The organism is Saccharothrix stipae (assembly GCF_054781895.1).
The window spans coordinates 277,263-300,337 of sequence record NZ_BAAGTN010000003.1 but is presented as its reverse complement, the minus strand read 5'-3'; the positions used below and the strand labels follow the sequence as shown (position 1 = coordinate 300,337).

Below are 23,075 nucleotides of genomic sequence, written 5' to 3'. Positions count from 1 at the left end.
GAAGTGGTGCCGAAGGTGGGGAACGGGCGGCCCCGGGTGGGGCCTGAGCAGAGAGGGCTCGGAGGTCATGACGCAGTCGCCGCCGGCGGGCATTGCCGCCGGGCACGCGCGGCCGCTGGTCGCGACCGGCCGGTACTCGTTGGTCGTCGCGAACACGCCCGCGGACGTCGACGACGTGCAACGCCTGCGGTACCGGGTGTTCGCCGAGGAACTGGGCGCGCGGCTGCACGGCTCCCGGCCGGGTCGCGACGTCGACGAGTTCGACGAGTTCTGCGACCACCTCCTCATCCGGGAGTGCGCGACGGGCGAGGCCGTCTCGACCTACCGGATGCTGCCTCCCGATCGGGCCACCCGGGCGGGACGCCTCTACTCCGAGACGAACTTCGACCTCACCGCGCTGGACCCGTTGCGGCCCGCGCTGGTCGAAGCCGGACGGGCCTGCGTCCACCCCGAGCACCGCACGGGCACGGTGGTCGGTCTGATGTGGGCGGGCATCGCGCGCTACATGTTCCACAGCGGACACCGGTACCTGGCCGGGTGCGCCACGGTGCCGCTCGGCGACGGCGGCGGACAGGCCGCGGGTGTCTGGGACCTGGTGCGCGCCAAGCACTACGCCCCGGATGAACACCGGGTCCACCCGCGACGGGAGTGGCAGGTCGAGGACATCACCCGCCACACGCGCATCGCCGTTCCGCCTCTGCTCAAGGGATACCTGCGGCTGGGCGCCCGGGTGTGCGGCAGGCCCGCGCACGATCCGGACTTCGACGGCGCCGACCTGTTCGTGCTGCTGTCGTTGGCGCACGTCGATCAGCGCTACCTCCGGTTCTTCCTGGGCGAGCCGGCCTGATGCACGAGGACGCGGTGTTCACGCGACCGGCCGGTCACCCCTGGATGCCCGCCTCCCCGTGCGGCGCGCACTGCCTGCCCCGTCCGCACGAGCACCCGGGAATCGGGGCGGCGCGGTCGACGGTGCGGTTGGCGGCCACCGCGGTGATGATCACCCTGCGGATCGTGATCTCGCTGCTCTACCCGGCGCTGGGCCACCGAACGCGCCGGGCGGTCGACCGTGGGTGGTCCCTCCTCGCCCTGCGTGCCATGGGAATCCGGTTGGTGGTGCGCGGTGAACGGCCCAGGCTGTGGCAGCGCGTGCTCGTGGTGTGCAACCACCGCTCATGCCTGGACGTGATCGCGCTCAACGCCGTGCGGCCGACGACCATGCTGGCCAACGTGGACGTCCGCGGCTGGCCGCTGCTCGGCTGGATCGCCGCGGCGGCGGGCACGGTCTTCATCGACCGCACACGGCTGTCCGCACTGCCCGGCACCGTCGCCCGGCTGACCGGGATGCTGCGCGACGGCGGTGCGGTGACGGTGTTCCCCGAAGGGACCACCCGATGCGGCGTGGACACCGGCCACTTCCGCCACGCTCCGTTCCAGGCGGCGTTGGACGCCGCAGCCGCCGTGCGCCCGGTGGCACTGCGCTTCCTGACCGGCGGGCACCCGACCAGTGCCCCGGCACTCGTCGGCGAGGTGGAGTTCTGGGACTCGATGCGCCGCGTGTGCGCGCTGCGCGACCTGGTCATCGAGCTGGAGGTGCTGCCCGACCTGCCCGCCCGCTCGACGGCGAACCGACAGGAACTCGCCGCGCTCGCCGAGTCCGCCGTGGTCGCGGCACTGCACCGACGCGACTCACCCGCCCGGGCGCTGCCGACGGTGGCACCGCCGACCTGAGCGGACCGCAGGAGAACTGTGCGGGTTGCGGTCCGTGCTGTTTCGGGCACGGTCGGGTGAGGTGGTTCCCGATGGGCTTGGCCGGTGAGCAAGGCCCGCTTGCCGCATCGGACGCGGCAGCACCAGGGTTTCCGCCCCTGATCCGGACGCATGTCGGGTTGTCCGGGTCGAAGGCTCGACATCAGGGACGTGATGACCGATGTTCGGCATCGCCCGCGCGGTTGGCGTGACCGCCGCTACCTTCAACGAGGGTTACGAGGTCACCCAGGTTCACGCCGACGCTTGCGCCGCCCGCACGAGCACCACCGGATGCCATCGCATCGGGAGGCGGCGACTCGGCGACCCCGTCAGCTCTGATGGCGGCGCTGTGCCCGGTGTTCCCGCTTACGCCTTGAGCCACGTGGCCCAGGTCGGCATGGCCTTGAGCATCACGGCCATCGCCTCCACCGACTCCCTGAGGGTCTTGGCGAAGCCGGCCTGGTACTCCGGGCTCCCGCCCCGGTGGCCGCAGGCCATCCACAGCTGCCAAGCCGCCGCGCCCACGCGTCCGGTGAACATACCGGTGAACGCCGACTCATCGACCGCCCCGACCACCCCTCCCGCAGCGACATACCCGGAGAGGCACGCTTCGACGATGCGGCGCTCGGGCACTTCCAACCCGCGGCCGAAGCCGGCGAGACCGAATGAGGTGAAGACCAGCTCCCACCACGGGTCCTGCGCCCCGGCGGCGTCGAAGTCCAACAGCACCGGTCCGCCGGAGCCGGTCAGCACGTTCTGGTGCCGGATGTCGCGGTGCATGACCAGCTTGGCTCGCCACAACTCCTGCTGGTCCTCGACCATGGCGTCGGCCTGTTCCACCGACAGCTTCAAGGTGCGGACGTGCTCGGCACTGAGGACTTCGAGGCGTTCGGCCTGGTCGAACCACTCCTCCCACTCTTGCGGGGAGCACGATCGGTAGTCGCCGTCGACGGTCGGGTCGGCTGGGATCGCGCACCGTGCAAGGTCGGCGACGAGCCCTCCGGCCCACGCCGCCAACGGTTCGGACGTCGGCGCGGTCGGATGCGCGCCTTCCACGAAGCGCACCGCACGGGCGTAGGCACCGTCCCCGACCGGCCGCCACAGACCCGCTTCTCCCAGGGTCGTCGATCGCGGCTCGGGCATCGCGACACCGATCTCCCACGCGGCGGCTTCGAGCGCCCCTGCCTGGGCAGCCATGGCGAGCCAGAAGTCACCCCAGGGCTGGGCCATCTTCACGACCCATGAGCCGGCATCGGTGACGGTCTTCCACACCGGGCTCTGCTCGTCATCCTTGAGCAGCAGCGGGACATCCAGCAACCGCCCCAACCCGAGCCGCTCGGCCGCCTGTGCCAGGTCCATAGCCGGTCATACAACCCGCCCACCACGCGGGCGGAAACCGAATTGCGCGTCCTGCCCGACAATCTCCGACCTCCACGCCTTGAACCCGGTTCTTCGGCGGCGGGGCGTCGTGCGTGCCGACTTGCGCTCCGGGGCCGGATGCGCGGGTCTACGGCGCAGTCGATCCGAGCGAGCCGTGCCGACAAGAGGCTCGGGCGGTGCTCGCGAAGTAACCTCGGGGTCGGGACGGCGAATGGAGTTGGAGATGGACGGGAAGCAGGAGCCGGTGATCGACGCCGAGATCGTCGAGGGCGAGGTGCCCAGCGCGGTGCCGGCCGGTGACTACACGGAGAGCGGCGTGCCGACCTTCGAGCACGTCCGGGACCGGATCGAGGAGCGGATGGCCGTCGGCATCGGCGCCGGTGAACTCGCCAGCGCCGTCCCGGAGGCCCAGGCGGTCGAGGACCAGTTCGAGGCGCGCAGGCAGGCGGGGATCGACAAGCTTGAGGAGATCCGGCGCTCGATGCGCGACGACACCGGACCAACGGCCTGACGCGCGGGTCGGACCGTATGATCGACTTCCGGCACGCCGGAGGTGTCGGGGTGTCCGGTAGCGTCGGCCACCAGGCGGAGGACGAGGGGCGATGACGTCTCCACAGGTGCAGTTGCGCGAGATCACCGACGAGAACCGCGACGCGGTGTGCGCGTTGCGCATCCGGCCGGGACAGGAACGTTTCGTCGCCTCGGTGGCGGCGTCGTTGGACGACGCGGCCACCACACCGGAGGCCGAGCCGTGGTTCCGCGCGATCTACTCGGACGGGCAACCGGTCGGCTTCGTCATGCTCAGCTGGAACGTGCCACCGGACCGTGTCGGCATCATCGGCCCGTACTACCTGTGGCGGTTGCTGATCGACGACCGGCACCAGGGGCGGGGATTCGGCCGTGCGGCCCTGAGCCTCGTGGTGGACCTCGTCCGCGCGGACAGCGCCACCGAGTTGCTCACCAGCTACCAACCCGGCGACGGCGAACCCTGGCCGTTCTACCGGGGGTTCGGCTTCCAGCCCACCGGAGAGATCGACAACGGCGAGGTCGTGATCAGGCTCGATCTCACCCGAACCGCCCGCTGAACGTGCCCTGAGCACCGTCGCCGGCACGGCTCCGCCGGGACGCGAGGACCAGCACCGGCACGGTGGCCACGCGGAGGAGGGCCTCCAGGACCACGACCACTCCCCCGATCTCGGCATCCCCCTGCACCACGCCGATCGCGACCGCGATGGGCAGGAGGCTCAGCACACCGAACGGCCAGGTCAGGCGGCGCACCCAACCGGTCCGACCCTGGAGCGCGACGACCAGGAGCCACGCGGTCAGCACGACACCGACACCGACGATGACGCCCTTGCCGTCGTCGACCATGTAGTTGTCGCCGACGTAGGGCCCGTACTCGTCGTAGCCGTAGGTGGCGCTGAGGGGCAGCACGAGGCTGAGGATGGCGAGCAGGAGGACGCTCGCGAGCAGCGTGACGGCCGGCAGCGTCAGGTTCGACCGAGGAGAGACCATGGCGACGTCCTTCGAGGGAGGCGACGGGTTCGCCTCATCCCAGTCCCTCGGCCGTGTCGGGCTCCACCGGCCATCCGGCTCGTCCCTGGTGGGAGGCGGCTCGCGGTGCGCCGGTCCGGGCCGGAGCGGGAACGTCAGCGGCTGCGCGCGTAGCGGGCCGGGGCAACGCCGAGCGTGCGCTTGAAGTGCCGACCGAGGTGGGCCTGGTCGTGGAAGCCGACCGCCTGGGCCACGTCGGCGGGGCGGTGGCCCAGGAGCAGCAACCGGCGGGCCCGGTCGACCCGCCGACCGGTCAGGTACCGGTGGGGCGGGATGCCGAACGTGCCGGTGAACGCGCGGACCAGGTGCACCGGGTGCGCCTGGAGCACCCGGGCCGCCTCGGCGAGCGGGACGCCCTCGACGACGTTGGCGTCCAGCAGGTCGCGCAGCTCCGCGGCGAGACCGGGGTCTCGGCGGCGCGGCGGCCGGACATCGGCCAGGTGGTGCCGCAGGCGTTCGACGACGAGCGCGAGCCTGCTCTCGGCCTCCAGGTCCTCCTGGAACGGGGTGAGCGCCCGGTGCAACTGGTCGATCCGGTGCCGCAGCAGGCCGTCGTGCAGCTCCGGCGCGTCCACGGCCGCACCGACCAGGTCCGCGCCGAGGACGTCGGTCTCCAGGTACAGCACGCGTTTGTGGAAGCCGTCGGGCGTGGTGGCGCGACCGTCGTGCGGGACGTGCGGCGGCAGGAGGGTCACGTGCGAGCTCCGGGTGCCGTGCTGGTGGCGGTCGAGCCGGTAGGTCACCGCACCGGTGTCGACGATCAGCAGCGTCCACGCGTCGTGGGTGTGCGCCGGGTAGGCGTGGTCGGTGAACCGGGCGTGGAAGACCTCCCGGACACCGCCGATCGCCGGGCTCCACGCGCGGACCTGCTCCACGTTAAGAACGTACAAGACCGGGCGGTCGGGCTCGGTGAGACTTCCGTCCCGTGGAACGCTTCGACACCAAGATCGCAGTGCTGCTGAGGGACGACCTGCTGCCGTGGCAGTGCCTAAACGTGTCCGCCTTCCTGGTGAGCGGCATCGCCGCGGCCCTGCCGGAGCTGATCGGCGAGCCGTACCGGGACGCGGACGACACCGAGTACCTCGCGATGTTCCGCCAGCCGGTGCTGGTGTTGCAGGGCGGGAAGGAGGCGCTGACCGCCGCTCACGCCAGGGCGCTGGGCCGGGGCATGCCGATCGCGGTGTTCACCTCGGACCTGTTCACCACCGGCAACGACCGCGACAACCGGGCCGCGGTGCGGGCCGTGGCGGGGGACGCCCTGGACCTGGTCGGGATCGGTGTGCACGGTCCGCGCAACGCCGTGGACAAGGTCCTCAAGGGCGCCCGGATGCATCCCTGATCCGGGTTCCGACCTGATCGGTGCGGCCTGGGTTGGTCGATCCCGACCTCCCGCCGCGACCCGTGTCTATGCTTTCGCGGTGGTCAGCGACATCTCGTAACGCAATCGCGGGATCTCGGCAACCAGGTGGTGTGAGCGACACAATGGCAGACGCGGTGGCAGACCACGTGGAGCCACTCCAACACCCCCCGCCCGGGAACCGATCGGGCGCCGCGGCCGAGTTCGAGAAGGTCTACCGGGCGCACGTGGGCATGATCACCGCCTACTTCGCGCGGCGCAGCTCCGATCCCCAGACCGTGGCCGACCTGACCGCGGACACCTTCGTCCGCGCGATCACCTCGTTCGGCACCTTCGACCCGGCCAGGGGAAGCGCCCGGGCCTGGCTGATCGGCATCGCGAGCCGGGTGTTCGCCGCCCACTGCGAGGCGCACAGCCAGCGCAGTGACAGCGCGCGGCGCATCGCCGGACAGCGGGCGCTGGACGCGGACGCGGTGGAAGACCTGGTCGATCGGATCGATGCGGAGCAGGCGGGGGCCGCGCTGCTCGCCGGACTGGCCGAACTGCCCCGGCTCGACCGCGAGGTCGTGGAGCTGGTGGATCTTGGCGGCCTACGCCCGAAGGAAGCCGCCGAGGCCTTGGGCGTCTCGGCGGGCGCGGTGCGCATCCGACTGTTCCGGGCCCGAGCGAAACTGCGGAAGACGACAGGGATGGAACGATGATGGCCAAGTTCGAGGATCAGCTCTTCGACGATCTGATGCGCAACCACGGGTCCGCGCTGGACGGCGTGCCGGACCGCGCGGCGACCGGGCGGCGCGGGGTCGGCCGCACGCTGGGCATCGGCGGCACGGCGTTGGGCGTGGCGGGTGTGATCGCGCTGACCGCCACCTTGCTCACCGGTGGCGCCCCGGCCGCCTACGCGGTCACCAAGGGTGCCGACGGCGTGGTGACGGTGTCGATCACCGACATCACCGGCGTGACCGGCGCGAACGAGGAACTGCGCAGGCTGGGCGTGCGAGCGGTCGCGGTCCCGATGCGCGACGGGTGCGTCGACCTGGCCGACCTGCCGGTCGACACAACCAGCCAGGGCACGGGGGTCTCTTCGCAGATGGAGGCGACGGACGGTGGCGACGTCACCGCCGGTTCGGTGCGGTTCGACGCCGACGGCATCCCCGCGGGCAGCACACTGCTGCTGGCGGCGGCGCAGTCGTCCACCAGCGTTTCCCTGGCCGCTGCGATGATCAAGGGCGACGCACCGGAGTGCGTGAGCGCGCCGGCGCCGCGCGCAGGTGACCCGGTGGAACGGGGGCAGGAAGCCCAGCCGGAAGCGTCCACGGAGGGCACCGTCCAGCACGGCGGCAACTGATCGTGCCGGCAACGCCCTGGGAAGCGCGTCATCGCTTCCCAGGGCGTTTCGCCGGGCCTGGGCGAGGTGGCGGGGCGAACCCCTACTTCGTGGCGCCCTCCAGGGCCACCAGCGTCGCGGCGAGCGTGAAGTACCTGCTGGTGCCGAGGTCGCGAACGGTCTTGATCCCGAAGGCGGCGTCCAGCTTCTGCGCGTCGCCCTCGCTGACGCCGGACAGCGCGGCGACCGGCGCGTCGAGGACCTCGGACACGGTCAGACCCTCGTACGCCTTGTCCAGCTGGGAGTCCAAGTTGACCGAAACAGCCACGGGTGATGTCCCTTCACAGAGTTGTGGATCACGTCTTTCTCCCCCGATCGAGTACCCACCGAGGGGTGACGGGAATCCACTTCGCCGAGATCACCCAGTCCCCGGACGTCGACGCGGCGCGCGGCGCCCCTGTCGGAGTATCCACTCAGGACGTTCAGGTCACTTCCGCTGCTCGGCGATCAGCCAGCACAGGCAGAAGGGATGGCCGGCCGGGTCGGCGTAGACCTGGAAGTCGTCCCCCGAGGTGTTCCCGGCCGCCGGCTTCAGCACCGAGGCGCCCAGGGCGAGCACCTGTTCGTGCGCTTCGGCGAAGTACTCGACCCACAGGTCGAGGTGCACCTGCTGCTTGGTCGGGCCGTCCGGCCACTCCGGCGGCACGTGGTCGGGCGCGAGCTGCACGCCGACCCGCGGCGCACCGTCCACCACGACCATGTGCCAGTCACCGTCCTCGGCCACCTCCCCACCGAGCACTCCCGCCCAGAAACGGCTCTCCGCGGCGAGATCGGCGGCATCGAAGGTGACGACCTGGTACTTGATCCGCATCTCCACATTTTGCCAACGACCACTCGCCACCGCCGAACCGGCCGGTCCCACCGACCCGACTGGCCGCGGCGAAGTGGTACACCGCGAGGGACCGCGTAGTGGCCCTGGGCGTGCGCCAACCTCCGGCACGACGATCAACGTCGAAGCGGACGCACCCCGCGCCGCTGACCGACGAAGGAGCAAAGTCATGCGGCACCTCACTCGCCGTTCCGCCGTCACCACCACCGCCGTCGCCGCGGTGCTGACGGTCGCCGCGACCGTCGTGGCGCCCGCGGCCTCGGCGGGGTCTTCCGCAGCAGCCTCGTCCACCGGGTTCTCCGGCGGGCCTCCCACCTGCCGCTTCGACTACACGTCCATCAACTTCACGGGCGGTTTCAACGCCGTGCTGAAGGTGACGAACACCGGTCCGAACCCGGTGAACGGCTGGTGGGTCGAGTTCGACCTCTCCCCCGGCGCCCTCATCCAAACGACGTCGGGAGGCAAGTTCGCCTCCTACAGCGGCCACATCCAGGTCAACGCCCCCGACTGGCTGCCGAACCTGACCCCCGGCCGGTACGCACGTCGACCAGCTCGCACACCGCCCTGCGCAGCGCCCGGTCGGGCAGGTGGCCGTGCCCGAGGACCAGCCCGTTGCCCGCCGGGCGGCCGGGCAGGTGGAACGCGGCCAGGGTGGGCACCACCACGCCGCGCCGACGCAGCTCGACGTGCGCTCGCTCGGCGTCGAGCCGATCGGGCAAGTGCAGCACGACCGTGCCCGCCGCACCGGGCGGTGCGACGCGGATCGCGGGCTCCAGGGGTGCGAGCATGGCCCGCACCAGGGCGTCCTTGCGCTCGAACAGTCGCCCGAGCTGGTGCGGGCGGCGCACGACGCGGCCCATGGCCAGCAGGTGCGCCATGGCCGACTGGGCCACGTGGGACGGCTGCTCGGGGTCCTGGCGGCCGCAGCGGGCCGGGTCGAGCAGGTCGCGGTGCACCAGCACGTAGCCGACGCGCAGCGACGGGGTGAACAGGGTGCGGAAGTCGCCCACCAGCGCGGCGCGCTCGCCCGCCAGGTGCAGCAACCGGGGCAACGATCCGGCCGAGGGCACGACGTGGTCGCCGGCCACCTCCACCAGGTAACCGTCCTCGCGGTGTGCCCAGTCGGCCAGCTGCTGGCGGCGCAGCGCCGACATGACCGCGCCGAGCGGTGGCTGCCCGTCGGGTGAGACGAACACGGCCGTGCAGGACGGCGGCACCGCGCCGGTCCACCCGCCGTCCCGGTCGGTCGGCAGCGCCACCGCGGTGCCGCCGGCGCGCTCGACCGCTTGCCGCAGCACCGGTGGCGCCGGGTCCGGCACCGCGACGCGCCGCCCCCGGCCACCCAGGGCTTCCAGCGCCAACCGCAGCCCGTGCGAGCTACCAGCGGTGATCAGCACCTCGTGTTCGTCGGACACCAGGCCGCGGGTGCGGCGCAGGTACTCGGCGACCGCCCGCCGCAGTTCCGGCAGGCCGCCGCGGGGCAGTTCGCCCAGGGGCGGCGGCTGGAAGCTCGCGTGCCGCCAAGCCGTGCGCCACGCGGCCAGCGGGAACCCCTCCCCCGTGGCCCGTCCGGGCGTGCAGTCGATGAGATCGGTGGGCAGCGCCGGCGGCACGCGGGGCACGGCGGATTGGTCCGCCGTGCGACCGGCGACGTAGCTGCCCGAACCCCGACGGCTCTCCAGGTAGCCACGGGTGTAGAGGATCTCGTAAGCGGCCAGTGCGACCCCACGAGAGATGTCCAGCCGCTCGGCCAGCGTCCGCGTGGACGGCAGCCGGCCGCCGCGGGCGAGCAGCCCGCGGTCGACCGCCTCGGCCAGTTGATCGGCCAACTGCTCCTGCAACGGGCGGTGGGCGGAGCGGTCCAGCTCGATCGGAACCGTCAGGCTCTCCGGGTCGCGCATCATTCCCCCAGTCGTACGTGCTGCTCCCGCCGCACCTCCCGGCGCCGGGCGGCAGGTACACGCGGTGGCCTCCCGATCCACCGCCGTCCCCTCGTCGTGCACCCAGCTTGCGGTTCGGGTGCCGACCGACGAATCGGGGACGAACCCCACAGTTGGGGCGTGGTGAACCGCTTCTCCGCCCGATCGGCCGGACACGGGACGGGGGTTGCGACGTCCAAAATGGACGGACGAGTTGCCCGATCGTGATGCCACACGCACTGGGGGTGATTCGTGGGACACCGGCCGTGGCCGAGCGGTCTTGCTGGGTACGTCCGCCGCGCTCGGGTCGACCCGACCGGCCTCCTCGCGGAGGGCGAAGGCCGGTCGGGTCGACGGATCGGAGACGTTCCAGCGGTCAGGACAGGACGAGCGACAAGCCGTAGGCGGCCAGGATCGGGTTGACCTCCTGGTAGTACGTGGTCCCACCGGTCGAGCAGTTGCCCGAGCCGCCCGAGGTCACGCCCTGGGCCTGGTTCGAGCTGAGCCACGAGCCGCCGGAGTCACCGGGTTGGGCGCAGACGTTCGTCCGGGTCAGGTTGTAGACGACGCCCTGCGGGTAGTTCACGGTCTGGTTGCGGGCCTGGATGTAGTTGCACCACATGCCGGTGGTCGAGCCCGAGCGGCACACGCCGGAGCCCACCGGGACCTGCGCGGAACCGCGCACGTAGTACCAGTAGCCGTTGTAGCCCTCCATGTAGCCCCACAGGTTCACGCCCGCGCCGGTCCGCACCCACGCGTAGTCGTAGTAGGGGAACGTGGAGCCGGCGAAGTAGCCGTAGAGCGCACCGTTCTGGTCGGTGGCCTGGGCGCCGGGCGTGCCGCAGTGGCCGGCGGTCACGAACCCGCCGTACACGGCGAAGCCGATGGAGCACCGGCCCGCGTTGTTGATCCAGTACGGCCAGCCGCCGACGACGTCGGCGTACGGCACCGGGGAGTGGTCCTCCTCCACCACGCGCACGGCGCGGTGGAGGGCCTTGGCCTCGTCGAGGAACGTGCCCACGGCGGCGTCGACCTTGTTGCGGTTGACGGTGACGACGACCGCGTTGGTCCGCACGTCGACGTACCAGCCGTTCACGCCGGTGGGCGCGGCCTTGCCGGCCTGCCGGTCGAGGGCGGTCTTGGCGGCGTCGAGCTGGGCGTAGCTGTGCGCGACGGGCACGACGGTGACGTCGAGGCCGGTCTTGTCGACCGCGGCATCACCGGCGACCGCGACCGCGAGCTTGCCGGTCGCGGGGTCGAACCAGCTGCCCGCGTAGGCGGAGCCGTAGAGCTTGCGGGCGACGACCTCGGCGCCACGGGCCTTCTCCTCCTGGGCCAGGCGCGTCTGCACGCCCTCGGCGGTGAGGCCGAAGTCGCGCTTCATCGCCTCGGCCATGCCGAGCGAGACGCGCGGCGCGGAGGTGGGGGACGTGGTCGCCACGCCGCTCGGCGCGGCGACCGCGGGCAGGGACGGAATGGCGAGCCCGATCGCGAGGACGACCGCTCCGGTTAATCGGACGGTACGTGAAGATGTCATTTCGGCAGCCCTTTCAGGCGAGGATGCAGGGAAGCACACCGGTCGGTCGCCCGAGATGAGCGAGCGGAGCCCAGGAGCCGACCGGCAACGCCGTTTATGAACCCGGCGGATTCGGGACGCTACTTTCCGGTCCGACCCGCCCATACCGCCGAGCCGGTGGCGTTCGATGATTGTTTCGGCAGTTCACGGCATGTGGAATCGCTTAGTCATGTCGAACTTGTCACCGATGCGCACGGATTCGTCCTTCCGTAGTGACAAGGCCTCGACACTTCGGGCAACGTCGGGCGGAAGCGCGCGACAACACTCGACGCTTCGGTAAATTCCCGCGCGCCGAGACCGATTCCGCGGCGTGGAAAGTGACGGGATCGATCGCGCGCGGCACTTGGCGTTCGAATGAGGCGCTCCGCGGTTCGCACAAAAGGATCAACGCGGTGGCGTCGGGTGTGTCCGGTGTAGATCATGTTTGGCCGACAAAGGAGTCTGCTCGAATGACCTCGCCTCTGCTGTCCACGATCGGCCGCGCCGCTGCCGTGGCGTTCGCGGCCGCCACGACCACTTTCACCCTCGCCGGCGGCGCGAGCGCCGACCCCGCTGTGGCGGCGGTGGTGCCGTTCAAGGCCGAGCACACCGACCGCTGCCTCGGCAGCTACACCGCGGGCCAGCTGGCCTGGCGCGACGCGCAGCCGAGCCCGTCGCCCCTCCCGGTGAGCGCGGTCAAGGTCACCGGTGAGGTGGCGCTGCGCAACACCACCCCGTGCGCCCCTCCGCCCCGCACCGTCGCGGTGGCCGTGTTCACCGCCTACAACGGCCGAACCGTCGTCGACACCGAGCGCCAGGGCACCACCAGCGCGACGAAGTTCGAGTTCGTGCTCTCCGCGCCACTCACCCCGACGCCGACCCCGGTGCCCATCGACCGCGTCACCGTCCAGGTGTGCCACACCGCCATTGCCCCCAGTCCCACGCCGGACCCCCTCACCTGCGGCGCCATCTCCAGCTACCCGATCTGAGCTCGGGGCGGGCCGACACCGGCGCGGTGGCCTGCCGATTGCGCTACCACCAACGATCTGCGTGAGTAGCCGCAGCGGGAGTGGCGGTCATGAGCCGACGTGCACGTACCCGGCCCACTGCGACACCGCGAGTGGGAACTCGGCGCGTAGTTCGCGCAGCACTTCGTGCAGGGCCTCGGCGGGCGGCGTCCCGGCGTGGACACGGCGGTGGAAGGCGGCGGCGACGCGGGCCGCGACGGCGTCCTGGATCGGCCACAGCGCACCGACGACGTGTCGGAACCCGGCGAGCTGGAACGCCGACGCGAGCGTGATCACCTCGTCCGGCGTGGTGCGGGCGGCGCGGGCGGTGGAGCACGCCGACAGGTAGGCCAACTCGGCGCTCTCCAGGCGCAGCGCGCCGATGTCGGCGACGGTCAGCGCGCCGTCGGCGAGCAGCAGGTGGCCGGCGGACGGGACGAGCGGGTCGCTGTGCGCGTGGCAGGCGAAGTGGGCCCACGTCGCGTGCGGCAGCGCGGCCAGCACGGCGGCCCGGGTCGCGGCGGGACCGCGCAGCGGTTCGGCGGCGGCGAGCAGCGCGGCGAGGTCGGTCGCCTCGGCGTCGGTCGCGGGCAGGTCGGCGTGGTCGGGGGTGGTGGGCATGGCGACCGCGAGGAGGTCGCGCCGCGTCGTCGGCGGGCGGGACCGGGTGTGGCTCAGGGTGCGGGCGGTGGGTGTGTAGGACGACACCACGCGGTCGAGCACGGCCTCGCCGGGGACGTCGTGCCGACCCGCGGCGTGCAGCGGGAGGTGGGTCAGCGCGCCGGTCGGGCACCACCACACGCGGGGCCACGCGGCACTGGGCGCACGGGTGTGGCCGAGCGCCTTCAGGACCGGTCGGGCGATCGCGTCCCACAGCCACGCCAGCGTCTCGCGGAGCACGGCTTGCGCGTCGAACCGCGCGACCAGGTCGCCGCGGTCGAGCGTGTCGAGCGCCGCGAGGTACGCGCCGGCCCGCTCCTCGACCTCCTCGAAGGTGACGCGCCGCAACCGCTTCGAGCGCACGCCGCGCGAGGTGATCAGCAGGGCGTCGCAGCGCAACTCGCTGATGTTCACCAGCACGATCGCGCCGTCGGCGACGCGCAGGTCCAGCGCGCTCGGCGGGCGCAGGAAGGCGTCGAGACCGGGCACGGCGCGGATCCGGTGCAACACGTCCTCCCACCGCCGCGACAACGCCTGCCGCTCGTCGGTCGACTGGGACTCGTCGGCCAGCTCACCCAGCACCGCGTCCCACTCGGCCGCGAGGTGCGGCGCGCGGTCCCGCAGCGCGAGCGAACCCGCCCGGGCGTCGAGCTCGTCGACCAGGAGCACGCCCCGGGCCTGCTCCAGCAGCTCGACGGCCCGGATCGGGTCACCGGTCGCGAGGGCGGCGGCGGCCGCGTCGGTGTGCACCCCGCGCAGGTCGGCCAGGCGGAACTCGCGGTCCGCACGGCGCACGTGCCGGGGCGCGACCTGGGCCACCAGGTCCACGCCGCCGGCGAAGGCCGCCAGTGCGGTACTCCACCGTCCGAAGAACACGGCCCACCTGCCCCACACCCGGTGGGCGCGGATGCGAGTGGCGGGCGGTGCGTTGAGCACGTTCGCACTCGCCTCGGCGACGCGGACGGCCTCCCGCAGCGGACCCCTGGTGCCGGTCGCCTCGCCGAGGACGCCCAGCGCGATCGCGAGGTTGAGCAGCCGGGAGCCGCGGATGGCCAGGCCGGCGGGAGTCAGGGCGACGGCTTCACGGGCGGCGGCGACGGCCCTCTCCGCGTCGGCTCGGTCGCCGTCCACGAAGTACCGCTCCATCAACGCGAAGGCCAGGTTGTTGAGCACCTGGGGGCGGGCCGGGTCGTGCGGGCCGAACCGCTCGGCGCCGCGCTCGGCGATCCGCACCCGTTCGCGCAACACGTCCTTGTCGCCCGCGTGCTGGTACAGCAACATCATCACGACGCCCATCTGGTCCGTCAGCCGGGCTTTCAAGCTGTCGGTCGGGGGCACGACCCCGAGGTGGTCGCGGATCACGTCCAGTGCGCGGTTCAGGTCGTCCACGTCCCGGGTGCGGCGGTAGCGCTCGGCCAGCGAGCCCGCGAGGTTGAGCGCCGTGGACGCCCGGATCCGCGAGAAGGGCTGCGCCTGGACCGCGCGCAGCCCGAAGTCGACCGCCTCGTCCAGGGCGTGGAGGTCGGGTGACAGCTCGGCGCGCCGCCCCAACGCCACCGTGAGCAGCTCCAGCACCCGGGGCTGGTCCCCGTCGGCGAGAACGGCGCGGCCCACGGCGATCGCGGTGTCGAGCGAGGTGCTCGCGCCGGTCGCATCGTGGTGCCGGTAGTGGGCATCGGCGGCCCGGGCCAGGACCATCGAGCGGTTCGGGTGGTCCGGCGGGCAGTCGGCGACGGCCCGGGTGGCGAGCCGCGAGCCTTCCTCGACCTGCCCGGACTCGGCGGTGAGCAGGGCCAGCAGGGCGACGCGTTCGGCCTGCGGGCCCGTCGGCGCGGGGTGGGCGGTCACGCCGCGCCGGGCCAGGCTGAGCGCGTCGGCGAGCACCTCGGGCGTGCGGTCCAGGTCGTGCAGCTTGCGCAGCAGCATGGCGGCGTTGTGCGCGGTGCGGGCCTCGTCCTCGGGGTCGTCCGGGTCGGCGAGGTGGGCCCGGTTCAGGGCGATCGCCTCCACGAGGGCGGCGCGGTCACCGACGAGGTCGTAGCGGTGCCCGAGCAGGATCGCCCGGTCGTTCCAGTCCGGTTCGGCGGCGAGGGCGGTGTCGACGTCCGCGACGTCGTGGCTCGACGTGGCGAGGTCCACCAGGTATCCGACGCGGGTCGCGCGCAGGCGCGGGTCGGTGCCTTCCAGGGCGGCGAGCGCGGCCTCGCGGCTGTCCCGGTCACCGATGTGCTTCCAACGGCGCCACAGCGCCTCGGCGTACATGCCCGTGCGAACCGGGTGGTCGGGGTGGGTCGGCGAGATCCGCGCGAGGGCGCCGCCCAGGGCGGTCACCGTCTCGTCCAGGGCGGCGGGATCGGTGGAGGCCAGCTGGAACAGGGCGCTGCCGTGCAGGTACAGCAGTTCCTGCGGGCTGCCGGAGCCGAGGTACGGGCGCAACAGGTCGGTGATCTCGACCAGCGGAGCGGGGTCGTCGGTCAACCCGGCGGTGGTGTGCAGGGTGGTCGCCAGCGCGACGAGCTGGTCGGGTCCGGGCCGGCGGGCCACGGCGTCGCGGCCCAACGCGACGGCTTCCCCCGCCAGTGCGCGGTCTTTGGTGCGCTCGGCGGACAGCGCGAGCGCCATCGCCGCGACTCCCAGGGCTTCGGCGTCGTCGGGCGACACCTGCCGGGCGTGCTCGACCGCGCGGTCGAGCACGGCCTGGTCGCCGGTGCGTGTGTGCTCCAGGAGCAGCGCGCGGACCAGTTCGGCACGGGCCGGCGGCGTGGCGTCGGTGGGCTCCGCGTCGAGGACGCGCTGCGCGGCGGCCTGGGCGAACGTCAACGCTTCGGCGTCGCCGGTGTGCCAGGACAGCAGGCGTGCGGCGGCGGCGAGCACGACCCCGCACGAGGCGGCGAACGGGTCCGCGGGATCGTTGGCCGCCGGGGCGAGGGTGTTGACGGCGACGGCGAACGCGGTCGGGTTGCCGAGCAGCACGCCGACCCGCACCAACGCGGACCCGAGGTCGCGCCGCCGTTGGCCCTCCTCGGCCGCGGGGTCGCCCTCCCAGATCGGCGGCGCGAGGTCGGGGCGGAGCAGGAAGACCGGCGCGAGCAGGGTCTCGGCGAGGGCGTGCGACTCGGCCGCCGCCGGTCCTTCCCGCCACATCGACCGCGCCAGGTGCAGGGTGCCGACGACGTGCAGCACGTCGAAGTCGAACCTGCCGTCCGGGGACAGCAACGCCAGCAGCGCCTCCCCCGCCGCCTCCGCGTCCGGTGCGAGCACCGCGCCCGCGTCGCCCTCGTCGGCGCGCGCGATCCGGCCGAGGACGTCCTGGATCAGCTCGTCCCGCACCCATCCACCTCGATCTCCGTGTATTCCTGACAGGCTGGAGAATCCCCGACGAAGAGGAGGAACGTCGTGCCGCACGCCGACGAACACCTCGCCGCCTTCTGCACCACCTTGCCCGAACTGCGCGCCGCCGTGACGCGCCAGGGGTTGGGGCGGGTGCTGGACGACGTGCTGGCGAGGGTGCGCGCGGGCCACCCGCCGAAGGACGAGTTACCGCGCCTGGGCATCCCCGCCGACGTGCTGCGCGGCAGCGACCTGGTGCCGCCCGTGCCCGGTCGGACGTTCGGCGAGGTGTACGTCTGCCCGTCGGACGCGTGCGGGCGGGAGGTGCCCCGGGAGCCGGGCGGTCCGGTGCCGGCCGAGCGGTGCTGGTTGCGGGACGAGCCGCTGAGGCGGGAACGGGCGTGAACGCGTTCTTCGGTGAGCTGGGCAAGCGGGTGGCCGAGCGGTGGGTGTCGCTGCTCGTGCTGCCCGGCGTGCTGTTCCTCGCCACCGCGGCGGTGGGCGCGCTGCTGGGGCACGCGCACGCGCTGGACGTGACGAGGTTGGTCGCCCAGGCGGACCGGGTCACCCGCGACCTCGGCACTCGGCCGCCGGCGGCCCAACTGCTCGCGCTGGCCGCCGTGCTGCTGGGATCGGTGGCGGCGGGGCTCGTGGTGCGGGCGCTGTGCCCGGTGACGTGGCGCTGCTTCCTCGGCACGCGCCCCCGTTGGGCGGCACGGCGCCGGCATCGGCGATGGGCGCGGGCGCACGAACGGGGGGACGCGGCGAAGCGCAACCGGATCGCGCTCGCCGCGCCGACCCGGGCGACGTGGACCGGCGACCGGCTGGCGGCCGTCGAGGACCGGGTGCACCACCAGTACGCCGTCGACCTCAAGTCGTGGTGGGCGCGGTTGTGGTTGGTGCTCGACGACTCCGGGCGCGCCGAGCTGCGGGCGGCACGGGCGGAGGCGGAGGCAGCGGTGGCGACGACCACGTGGTGCGTGCCCTACGCGGTCGTCGGGGCGTTCTGGTGGCCGTCGGTGGTGGTGGCGGTGGGCGTCGCGGTAGTCGGGTGGGTGCGGGTGCGCGGAGCGGTCGAGGTGTACGCGGAGCTGATGGAAGCGGTCGTCGACGTGCACGCGGGCCGGTTGGCGCGCGAGCTCGGCGCACCGTTGACCACCGGCGAGGACGTCACGGCGGCGTTCCGCAAGGGAACCTGAGGGAACGCGGCACTCAGTCGCCGCTCGCCGGGACAGCGGTGACCGGTCCGAGCAGGTCGGCGGTCGACAGCTGGTGGAAGTGCCGGGCCCAGTCGAGCGGGGTCGCGTCGAAGCGCTGGTCGCGGAGGTCGGGGTCGGCGCCCAGCTCCAGCAGCCGACGCGTGAGCTCGACGTTGCCGGCCATCGCGCTGTGGTGCAGTGCGGTCTCCCAGGCCTCCTCGACCGGCGCGTCGCCGCGGCCGTAGGCGTTCACGTCGAAGCCGAGCTCCGCCAGCAACGTGACCGTTTCCACCGACGCGCGGGCCGCCGCCCACACGATGAGCCCGGGGCGACTGCGGCGGGTAACCGCCACGGCGTCGGGATGCTCGGCGCGGATCCGGTCGAGGGCGGACCGATCGGCGCGGAACGCCGCGGCGATCAGCTCGCGCACCGGATCGGGACCGGGCGGCGCGGCGCCTCGGGAGACGAGGTAGTCGGCGATCTCCACGTCGCCGTTGAGCCGGGCCAGCTCGACCGGTGTCCGGCCGTCGCCGGGACTCCACGCGGGCCCGTCGTCCTCGAACGGCGAGTGGAAGTCGACGCCGTGCTCGACCAGCAGCCGCACGCGGGCGGGTTGGTGGTGCTCGACCGCCCAGCGGAGCTGGACGCGCAGCATCCGCGCGGGCGTGCCCAGCTCGGCGATCCGCGTCCACCACGGGCCGCCGTCGCCGGTGCCGAGGCCGTAGTCGAACAGCAGCTCCAAGTGCGAGTCGTCCGGCTCGAACATCCGGTTGTACAGGGCCTGGGCGTCGTTGGGGTCGGCGCCCGCGTCGAGCAGCAGCCGGCCCAACTCCCGCCAGTGCGGGTGGCGGGGCTGGCGCCGCCGACCCAGCTCGCCGTGACCGAACACCCCGGTCAGCAACGTGAACGGCGACGGCAGGGCGTCGAAGAGGTAGCCGTCGTCCGGGTCGGCGCCGGCGTCGAGCAGTTGCCGGGCGACCGTGAGCACACGCTCGGCCGACACGGTCTCGTCGAATCGCGAGTAGACGAGGTAGAACAGCGGCCGCCACCGGAACGGGCCACCCCGCTCGGCCACCCGCCCCGGCTGCTCCGCGAGCAGCCGGCCCACGTCGTCCGGACGGGCGGCCGCCGCGGCGGCCCAGATGTCCCGCGTGGTCAGATCGGGACGCTCGGCCAGCAGTCGACGGGCCCGCGCCCAGCGCTCCGGCCCGTCCTCGCGGCTGTAGGTCAGGCAGGCGAGGCGGCAGAACTCCTCCGCCGGCCCGGCCGTGGGCGCCGCACCGAGCCTGGTGTCCCAGCCGTGTTCGGCCGCGGTCTCCAGGTACCGCACGAGCCGCGGCCAGCTGGCGAACCCGTGTTCGCGGGCGATGACGAACTGCGCCGCGCTGAGCCGCAAACCGCCGGTGCGGTCCGGTAGGACGCCGGGGTGGTGACGTGCCAGCCGCGTGACGGCGTCGGGTTCACCGGCCCGGACGGCCCGCTGCAGGGCACGGGCCTGCCGGCGGAAGCGGTCGAGGTGGGGACGGTCGGGCATGCCCGGGGTCGACACGGTGGTCTCCTCTCGTCTGCCTGATGTCCGCTCGGTCAGGCCGAAAGGAGAGCGATGGTGACACGTGGTGCACGCGCCAGGTGGGCTGAGCCCATTCCCGCGGACCGGTGGCTTCCTGGTAGCCGCGGCCACTATAACCCGACACCACCCGCGCAAGCCCAGGTTGTCTGTTAGCGCTAACAGCGGTTGACACGTTTCAGTGACCGCACCTGGGAATCTGACCGTTGACAACGCGTCAACCCCGCTGTTACCTATACGCCACACCACGGTCGGACAGTGACCGGCCTGCAATCCGGATTGTTAGCGATAACATTTGTCCAACCGATGGTGTGGACCGGTGCGGCCCCGACGGAGAGGTTGTCGATGACGCGATACCCCGGCCGCGCCGTGCACCGGGCCCTGCCGTGTCGACCGGTCCGACGCCGGGAGGCACGACGCCCTCGGACTGACATCGCGAGACCGTGACCCGGTCTGCCCCACCGATCGACGCGGACGTCCGCCGTTGATCGGTTCACGTTGACGAGCACAAAGGTGTGCCTGCGGCTGTTCGTGGCAGCGGCGGCAGCCGATCCAGGGAGCCTCATGTCATCCTCAGCCCTGAACCGTCGCAGGCTGTTGCAGGCCGCGGGGGTCGCCGCCCTCGCGACCGCCGCGACCGCCGCGGTCACCTCGTTGGCCCCGGTCGCCGGGGCCGCGGTGGTGCCGCCGGTCCGTGACGACATCGGCGTCTCGGCGTTCCCGTTCGAGCTCGACCAGGTCCGGTTGACGGCGAGCCGTTGGCTGGACAACCAGCACCGCACGTTGACCTACCTGCGGTTCATCGACGTCGACCGGCTGCTCTACAACTTCCGCGCGAACCACCGGCTGTCGACCAACGGCGCGGCGGCGTGCGGCGGGTGGGAGGCCCCGAACTTCGCGTTCCGCACGCACAGCCAGGGGCACTTCCTCAGCGCGTGGGCCAACGCCTGGGCCGTGCTGGGTGAGACCACGTGCCGGGACAAGGCCAACCTGATGGTGGCCGAGTTGGCCAAGTGCCAGGCCAACAACGTCGCCGCGGGCTTCACCACCGGCTACCTGTCCGGGCTCCCGGAGTCGGACTTCGACCTGCTGGAGGCGGGCACGCCCAGGGGGGTGCCGTACTACACCCTGCACAAGACCCTGGCCGGGTTGCTGGACGTGTGGCGCTACATCGGCAACACGCAGGCCCGTGACGTGCTGCTGCGGTTCGCGGGCTGGGTGGACTGGCGCACCGCCCGGTTGAGCACCGCACAGATGCAGGCCACGCTGCGGACGGAGTTCGGCGGCATGAACGCCGTGCTCGCCGACCTGTACCAGCAGACGGGCGACTCGCGGTGGCTGGCCGTGGCGCAGCGGTTCGACCACGCCGCCGTGTTCGACCCGCTGGCGGCCAACCAGGACCGGCTCAGCGGGCTGCACGCCAACACCCAGGTGCCGAAGTGGATCGGCGCGGTCCGCGAGCACAAGGCGACGGGCACCGCGCGCTACCGCGACATCGCGTCCAACGCGTGGGACATCACCGTGGGCACCCACACCTACGTGATCGGCGGCAACAGCGAGGCCGAGCACTTCCGCGCGCCCAACGCGATCGCCGGGTTCCTGGACACCGACACGGCCGAGGCGTGCAACACCTACAACATGCTCAAGCTGACCCGTGAACTGTGGCTGCTGGACCCGAACCGGGCCGCGTACTTCGACTTCTACGAGCGGGCGCTGCTCAACCACCTCCTCGGGCAGCAGGACCCGAACAGCGCGCACGGCCACGTCTGCTACTTCACCGCGCTCAACCCCGGCGGCCGCCGGGGCGTGGCGGGCCCGGTGGTGGGCGGCGGCAGCTTCAGCACCGACTACGGCACGTTCTGGTGCTGCCAGGGCACGGCGCTGGAGGTCAACACCCGCCTGGCCGACTCGATCTACTTCCACGACGGCACGACCCTGACCGTGAACCTCTACACGCCGTCGGTGCTCACGTGGTCGCAGCGCAACATCACCGTCACCCAGGCCACGAGCTTCCCGGTGTCCGACACCACCACGTTGACCGTGACCGGCAACGTCGGCGGGTCCTGGACCATGCGGCTGCGGATCCCGTCCTGGACGACCGGCGCGACGGTCAGCGTCAACGGTGCCGTCCACAACATCACCACCACGCCGGGCACTTACGCGAGCCTGACCCGGACCTGGGCCTCGGGCGACACCGTCACCGTGCGACTGCCGATGCGGCTCGTCCTCCAGGCCGCCAACGACAACCCCGACGTCGCCGCGGTGACCTACGGCCCGGTGGTGCTGTCGGGCAACTACGGTGACACGGCGTTCAGCACGCTCCCTGCCCTCGAACCCGCCTCCGTCGCGCGCACCAGCACGTCGGCGCTGGCGTTCACCGCGACCGCCGACGGCGCCACGGTCAACCTCGGCCCGTTCTACAACGCACACGGCCACAACTACACGGTGTACTGGAACATGAGCGGCAGCTCCAGCGCGGGCTACCGGCTGTTCAACGCCTCCAGCGGCTTCGTGCTCGGTATCCAGAACATGTCCACGGCCGACGGTGGACTGGCGTTGCAGTGGGGCGACACCGGGACCGCCGACCACAACTGGCAGTTGGTGCCCGACGGCACCGCGGTCCGGCTGCGCAACCTCAACAGCAACAAGGTCCTGGGCGTGGACAAGATGTCCACCGCCGACAACGCCCGCGTGCTGCAGTGGGCCGACAACGGCACCGCCGACCACCGCTGGACCATCGTGGACAACGGCGACGGCACCCACAAGATCCGCAACGCCAACAGCGCCAAGCTGCTGGGCATCCTCAACGGTTCCACCGCGCAGGGCGCGCAAGCCGTCCAAGACCCGGACAACGGCAGCGCGGACAACAACTGGCGGTTCGTGCCGGTCGGCGCGCGACGCATCCAGAACCTGCGCAGCGGCCTGTTCCTGGGCGTGCAGAACATGTCCACGGCGGACGGCGGCCTGGTGGTCCAGTGGGACGACAACGGCACCGCGGACCACCTGTGGACCGCTCTGCTCGACCCGGACGGCTACTTCCGGCTGCGCAACTCCCACAGCGGCAAGGTCCTCGGTGTCGAAGGCGGTGCCACCGGCAACGGCGCCCGCGTCGTGCAGTGGGCCGACAACGGCACCGCGGACCACAAGTGGCGGCTGCGCTACGGCTCCAGCGGCTACTTCCGCATCCAGACCGCCAACGGCGGCCGCGTGCTCGGTCTCAACGGCGCCTCCACCTCGCGAGGCGCACAGGTGATCGTCTGGGACGACAACGGCACCAACGACCACCTCTGGCGCTTCGTCTGACCCCGCGAACCATCGGGTGCCCGCGACGTCATCGTGACGTCGCGGGCCCTGCACTCCCCGATCGGCACGAAGGGCGTGCGTGACCCCGCGCTGGTGCGCTCTCCCGACGAGAGCCGGTATCGGATCGAATCGTCGAACGAACTGTCGAACCGATTCGAAAGACGTAGATGCCTGGTCTCGGCATGCTCCGGCGGTATAAGATCCTCTTAATCGAAGCGGTTCGATTCGGCGATCGTTCGGAGTTCTCCATGCCTTTGGTCCGATGCGGCCCTTTTCGCCCGTGAC

20 protein-coding genes and 1 pseudogene are annotated in these 23,075 nt (G+C 72.2%); 12 read left to right on the top strand and 9 right to left on the bottom strand.

What is annotated here, in order from left to right:
* Positions 1 to 67: 67 nt before the first annotated feature.
* Together ACYVLT_RS08110 and ACYVLT_RS08105 are read left to right on the top strand one after the other, a co-directional pair.
* Entirely contained in the window at positions 68 to 847 is a 780-nt protein-coding gene (locus ACYVLT_RS08110) for a GNAT family N-acetyltransferase (protein ID WP_461119499.1), read from the top strand.
* The gene (locus tag ACYVLT_RS08105) at positions 847 to 1,728 is read left to right on the top strand and encodes a lysophospholipid acyltransferase family protein (RefSeq protein WP_461119498.1); all 882 of its coding nucleotides are present in this window, start codon (positions 847 to 849) and stop codon (positions 1,726 to 1,728) included. Before ACYVLT_RS08110 ends, ACYVLT_RS08105 begins: the two co-directional genes overlap by 1 nt.
* A 384-nt stretch (positions 1,729 to 2,112) precedes the next feature.
* On the opposite strand, the gene ACYVLT_RS08100 is transcribed toward ACYVLT_RS08105, so the two are convergent.
* Complete coding sequence (locus tag ACYVLT_RS08100) at positions 2,113 to 3,105, bottom strand: phosphotransferase (RefSeq protein WP_461119497.1); 993 nt, start codon at positions 3,103 to 3,105, stop codon at positions 2,113 to 2,115.
* 244 nt (positions 3,106 to 3,349) lie between these two features.
* Here ACYVLT_RS08100 and ACYVLT_RS08095 point away from each other — a divergent pair, with 244 nt between their 5' ends.
* Complete coding sequence (locus ACYVLT_RS08095; protein WP_461119496.1) at positions 3,350 to 3,637, top strand: hypothetical protein; 288 nt, start codon at positions 3,350 to 3,352, stop codon at positions 3,635 to 3,637.
* Between the two features lie 91 nt (positions 3,638 to 3,728).
* Positions 3,729 to 4,211, top strand: a complete 483-nt coding sequence (locus ACYVLT_RS08090; protein WP_461119495.1) for a GNAT family N-acetyltransferase — start codon at positions 3,729 to 3,731, stop codon at positions 4,209 to 4,211.
* On the opposite strand, the gene ACYVLT_RS08085 is transcribed toward ACYVLT_RS08090, so the two are convergent.
* Positions 4,192 to 4,641: a hypothetical protein gene (locus tag ACYVLT_RS08085; protein ID WP_461119494.1), complete on the bottom strand. Its 450-nt coding sequence runs from the start codon at positions 4,639 to 4,641 to the stop codon at positions 4,192 to 4,194. The genes ACYVLT_RS08090 and ACYVLT_RS08085 overlap by 20 nt on opposite strands.
* Before the next feature lie 134 nt (positions 4,642 to 4,775).
* Positions 4,776 to 5,555 carry an AraC family transcriptional regulator gene (locus ACYVLT_RS08080; protein WP_461119493.1) on the bottom strand — a complete coding sequence of 260 codons (780 nt, stop codon included), beginning with the start codon at positions 5,553 to 5,555 and terminating at the stop codon, positions 4,776 to 4,778.
* Positions 5,556 to 5,605: 50 nt separating this feature from the next.
* Between ACYVLT_RS08080 and ACYVLT_RS08075 the strand changes: the two genes are divergently transcribed.
* From ACYVLT_RS08075 to ACYVLT_RS08065, 3 genes are all read left to right on the top strand, one after another.
* Positions 5,606 to 6,019, top strand: coding sequence for a DUF2000 family protein (locus tag ACYVLT_RS08075; protein ID WP_461119492.1), 414 nt, complete (start codon positions 5,606 to 5,608; stop codon positions 6,017 to 6,019).
* 68 nt (positions 6,020 to 6,087) lie between these two features.
* Complete coding sequence (locus ACYVLT_RS08070; RefSeq protein WP_461119570.1) at positions 6,088 to 6,738, top strand: RNA polymerase sigma factor; 651 nt, start codon at positions 6,088 to 6,090, stop codon at positions 6,736 to 6,738.
* Positions 6,735 to 7,382, top strand: a complete 648-nt coding sequence (locus ACYVLT_RS08065; protein WP_461119491.1) for a hypothetical protein — start codon at positions 6,735 to 6,737, stop codon at positions 7,380 to 7,382. The genes ACYVLT_RS08070 and ACYVLT_RS08065 overlap by 4 nt, the downstream gene beginning before the upstream one ends.
* A gap of 82 nt (positions 7,383 to 7,464) precedes the next feature.
* On the opposite strand, the gene ACYVLT_RS08060 is transcribed toward ACYVLT_RS08065, so the two are convergent.
* Positions 7,465 to 7,689, bottom strand: a complete 225-nt coding sequence (locus tag ACYVLT_RS08060; RefSeq protein ID WP_461119490.1) for a hypothetical protein — start codon at positions 7,687 to 7,689, stop codon at positions 7,465 to 7,467.
* Between the two features lie 159 nt (positions 7,690 to 7,848).
* Positions 7,849 to 8,232 (bottom strand): VOC family protein, encoded by a 384-nt coding sequence (locus ACYVLT_RS08055; protein ID WP_461119489.1) that lies wholly within the window; start codon positions 8,230 to 8,232, stop codon positions 7,849 to 7,851.
* Here ACYVLT_RS08055 and ACYVLT_RS08050 point away from each other — a divergent pair.
* Positions 8,120 to 8,725, top strand: a pseudogene (locus ACYVLT_RS08050) (cellulose binding domain-containing protein); the annotation flags it as partial. The gene ACYVLT_RS08055 and the pseudogene ACYVLT_RS08050 sit on opposite strands and share 113 nt — an antisense overlap.
* A 19-nt stretch (positions 8,726 to 8,744) precedes the next feature.
* Here the strand turns inward: ACYVLT_RS08050 and ACYVLT_RS08045 are convergent.
* Positions 8,745 to 10,154, bottom strand: coding sequence for an aminotransferase-like domain-containing protein (locus ACYVLT_RS08045; protein WP_461119488.1), 1,410 nt, complete (start codon positions 10,152 to 10,154; stop codon positions 8,745 to 8,747).
* 391 nt (positions 10,155 to 10,545) lie between these two features.
* Positions 10,546 to 11,706: a S1 family peptidase gene (locus ACYVLT_RS08040; RefSeq protein ID WP_461119487.1), complete on the bottom strand. Its 1,161-nt coding sequence runs from the start codon at positions 11,704 to 11,706 to the stop codon at positions 10,546 to 10,548.
* Between the two features lie 488 nt (positions 11,707 to 12,194).
* Between ACYVLT_RS08040 and ACYVLT_RS08035 the strand changes: the two genes are divergently transcribed.
* Complete coding sequence (locus ACYVLT_RS08035; protein ID WP_461119486.1) at positions 12,195 to 12,713, top strand: hypothetical protein; 519 nt, start codon at positions 12,195 to 12,197, stop codon at positions 12,711 to 12,713.
* An 87-nt stretch (positions 12,714 to 12,800) separates the two neighbouring features.
* On the opposite strand, the gene ACYVLT_RS08030 is transcribed toward ACYVLT_RS08035, so the two are convergent.
* Positions 12,801 to 16,721 carry a CHAT domain-containing protein gene (locus ACYVLT_RS08030; RefSeq protein WP_461119485.1) on the bottom strand — a complete coding sequence of 1,307 codons (3,921 nt, stop codon included), beginning with the start codon at positions 16,719 to 16,721 and terminating at the stop codon, positions 12,801 to 12,803.
* A gap of 66 nt (positions 16,722 to 16,787) precedes the next feature.
* On the opposite strand from ACYVLT_RS08030, the gene ACYVLT_RS08025 reads away from it, so the two are divergent.
* Positions 16,788 to 17,126: a hypothetical protein gene (locus ACYVLT_RS08025; RefSeq protein ID WP_461119484.1), complete on the top strand. Its 339-nt coding sequence runs from the start codon at positions 16,788 to 16,790 to the stop codon at positions 17,124 to 17,126.
* Entirely contained in the window at positions 17,123 to 17,920 is a 798-nt protein-coding gene (locus tag ACYVLT_RS08020) for a hypothetical protein (protein ID WP_461119483.1), read from the top strand. Before ACYVLT_RS08025 ends, ACYVLT_RS08020 begins: the two co-directional genes overlap by 4 nt.
* A gap of 13 nt (positions 17,921 to 17,933) precedes the next feature.
* Here the strand turns inward: ACYVLT_RS08020 and ACYVLT_RS08015 are convergent, their stop codons facing one another.
* Positions 17,934 to 19,469 carry an ankyrin repeat domain-containing protein gene (locus ACYVLT_RS08015; RefSeq protein ID WP_461119482.1) on the bottom strand — a complete coding sequence of 512 codons (1,536 nt, stop codon included), beginning with the start codon at positions 19,467 to 19,469 and terminating at the stop codon, positions 17,934 to 17,936.
* Positions 19,470 to 20,051: 582 nt separating this feature from the next.
* On the opposite strand from ACYVLT_RS08015, the gene ACYVLT_RS08010 reads away from it, so the two are divergent.
* Positions 20,052 to 22,790, top strand: coding sequence for a beta-L-arabinofuranosidase domain-containing protein (locus ACYVLT_RS08010; RefSeq protein ID WP_461119481.1), 2,739 nt, complete (start codon positions 20,052 to 20,054; stop codon positions 22,788 to 22,790).
* The last annotated feature ends 285 nt before the right edge of the window (positions 22,791 to 23,075 follow it).

Bases quoted from the DNA above. Each gene is read 5' to 3' on its own strand.
- ACYVLT_RS08110 (WP_461119499.1), top strand. From the start codon at position 68: ATGACGCAGTCGCCGCCGGCGGGCATTGCCGCCGGGCACGCGCGGCCG.
- ACYVLT_RS08105 (WP_461119498.1), top strand. From the start codon at position 847: ATGCACGAGGACGCGGTGTTCACGCGACCGGCCGGTCACCCCTGGATG.
- ACYVLT_RS08100 (WP_461119497.1), bottom strand. From the start codon at position 3,105: ATGGACCTGGCACAGGCGGCCGAGCGGCTCGGGTTGGGGCGGTTGCTG.
- ACYVLT_RS08095 (WP_461119496.1), top strand. From the start codon at position 3,350: ATGGACGGGAAGCAGGAGCCGGTGATCGACGCCGAGATCGTCGAGGGC.
- ACYVLT_RS08090 (WP_461119495.1), top strand. From the start codon at position 3,729: ATGACGTCTCCACAGGTGCAGTTGCGCGAGATCACCGACGAGAACCGC.
- ACYVLT_RS08085 (WP_461119494.1), bottom strand. From the start codon at position 4,641: ATGGTCTCTCCTCGGTCGAACCTGACGCTGCCGGCCGTCACGCTGCTC.
- ACYVLT_RS08070 (WP_461119570.1), top strand. From the start codon at position 6,088: ATGCTTTCGCGGTGGTCAGCGACATCTCGTAACGCAATCGCGGGATCT.
- ACYVLT_RS08065 (WP_461119491.1), top strand. From the start codon at position 6,735: ATGATGGCCAAGTTCGAGGATCAGCTCTTCGACGATCTGATGCGCAAC.
- ACYVLT_RS08055 (WP_461119489.1), bottom strand. From the start codon at position 8,232: ATGCGGATCAAGTACCAGGTCGTCACCTTCGATGCCGCCGATCTCGCC.
- ACYVLT_RS08045 (WP_461119488.1), bottom strand. From the start codon at position 10,154: ATGATGCGCGACCCGGAGAGCCTGACGGTTCCGATCGAGCTGGACCGC.
- ACYVLT_RS08040 (WP_461119487.1), bottom strand. From the start codon at position 11,706: ATGACATCTTCACGTACCGTCCGATTAACCGGAGCGGTCGTCCTCGCG.
- ACYVLT_RS08035 (WP_461119486.1), top strand. From the start codon at position 12,195: ATGACCTCGCCTCTGCTGTCCACGATCGGCCGCGCCGCTGCCGTGGCG.
- ACYVLT_RS08010 (WP_461119481.1), top strand. From the start codon at position 20,052: ATGTCATCCTCAGCCCTGAACCGTCGCAGGCTGTTGCAGGCCGCGGGG.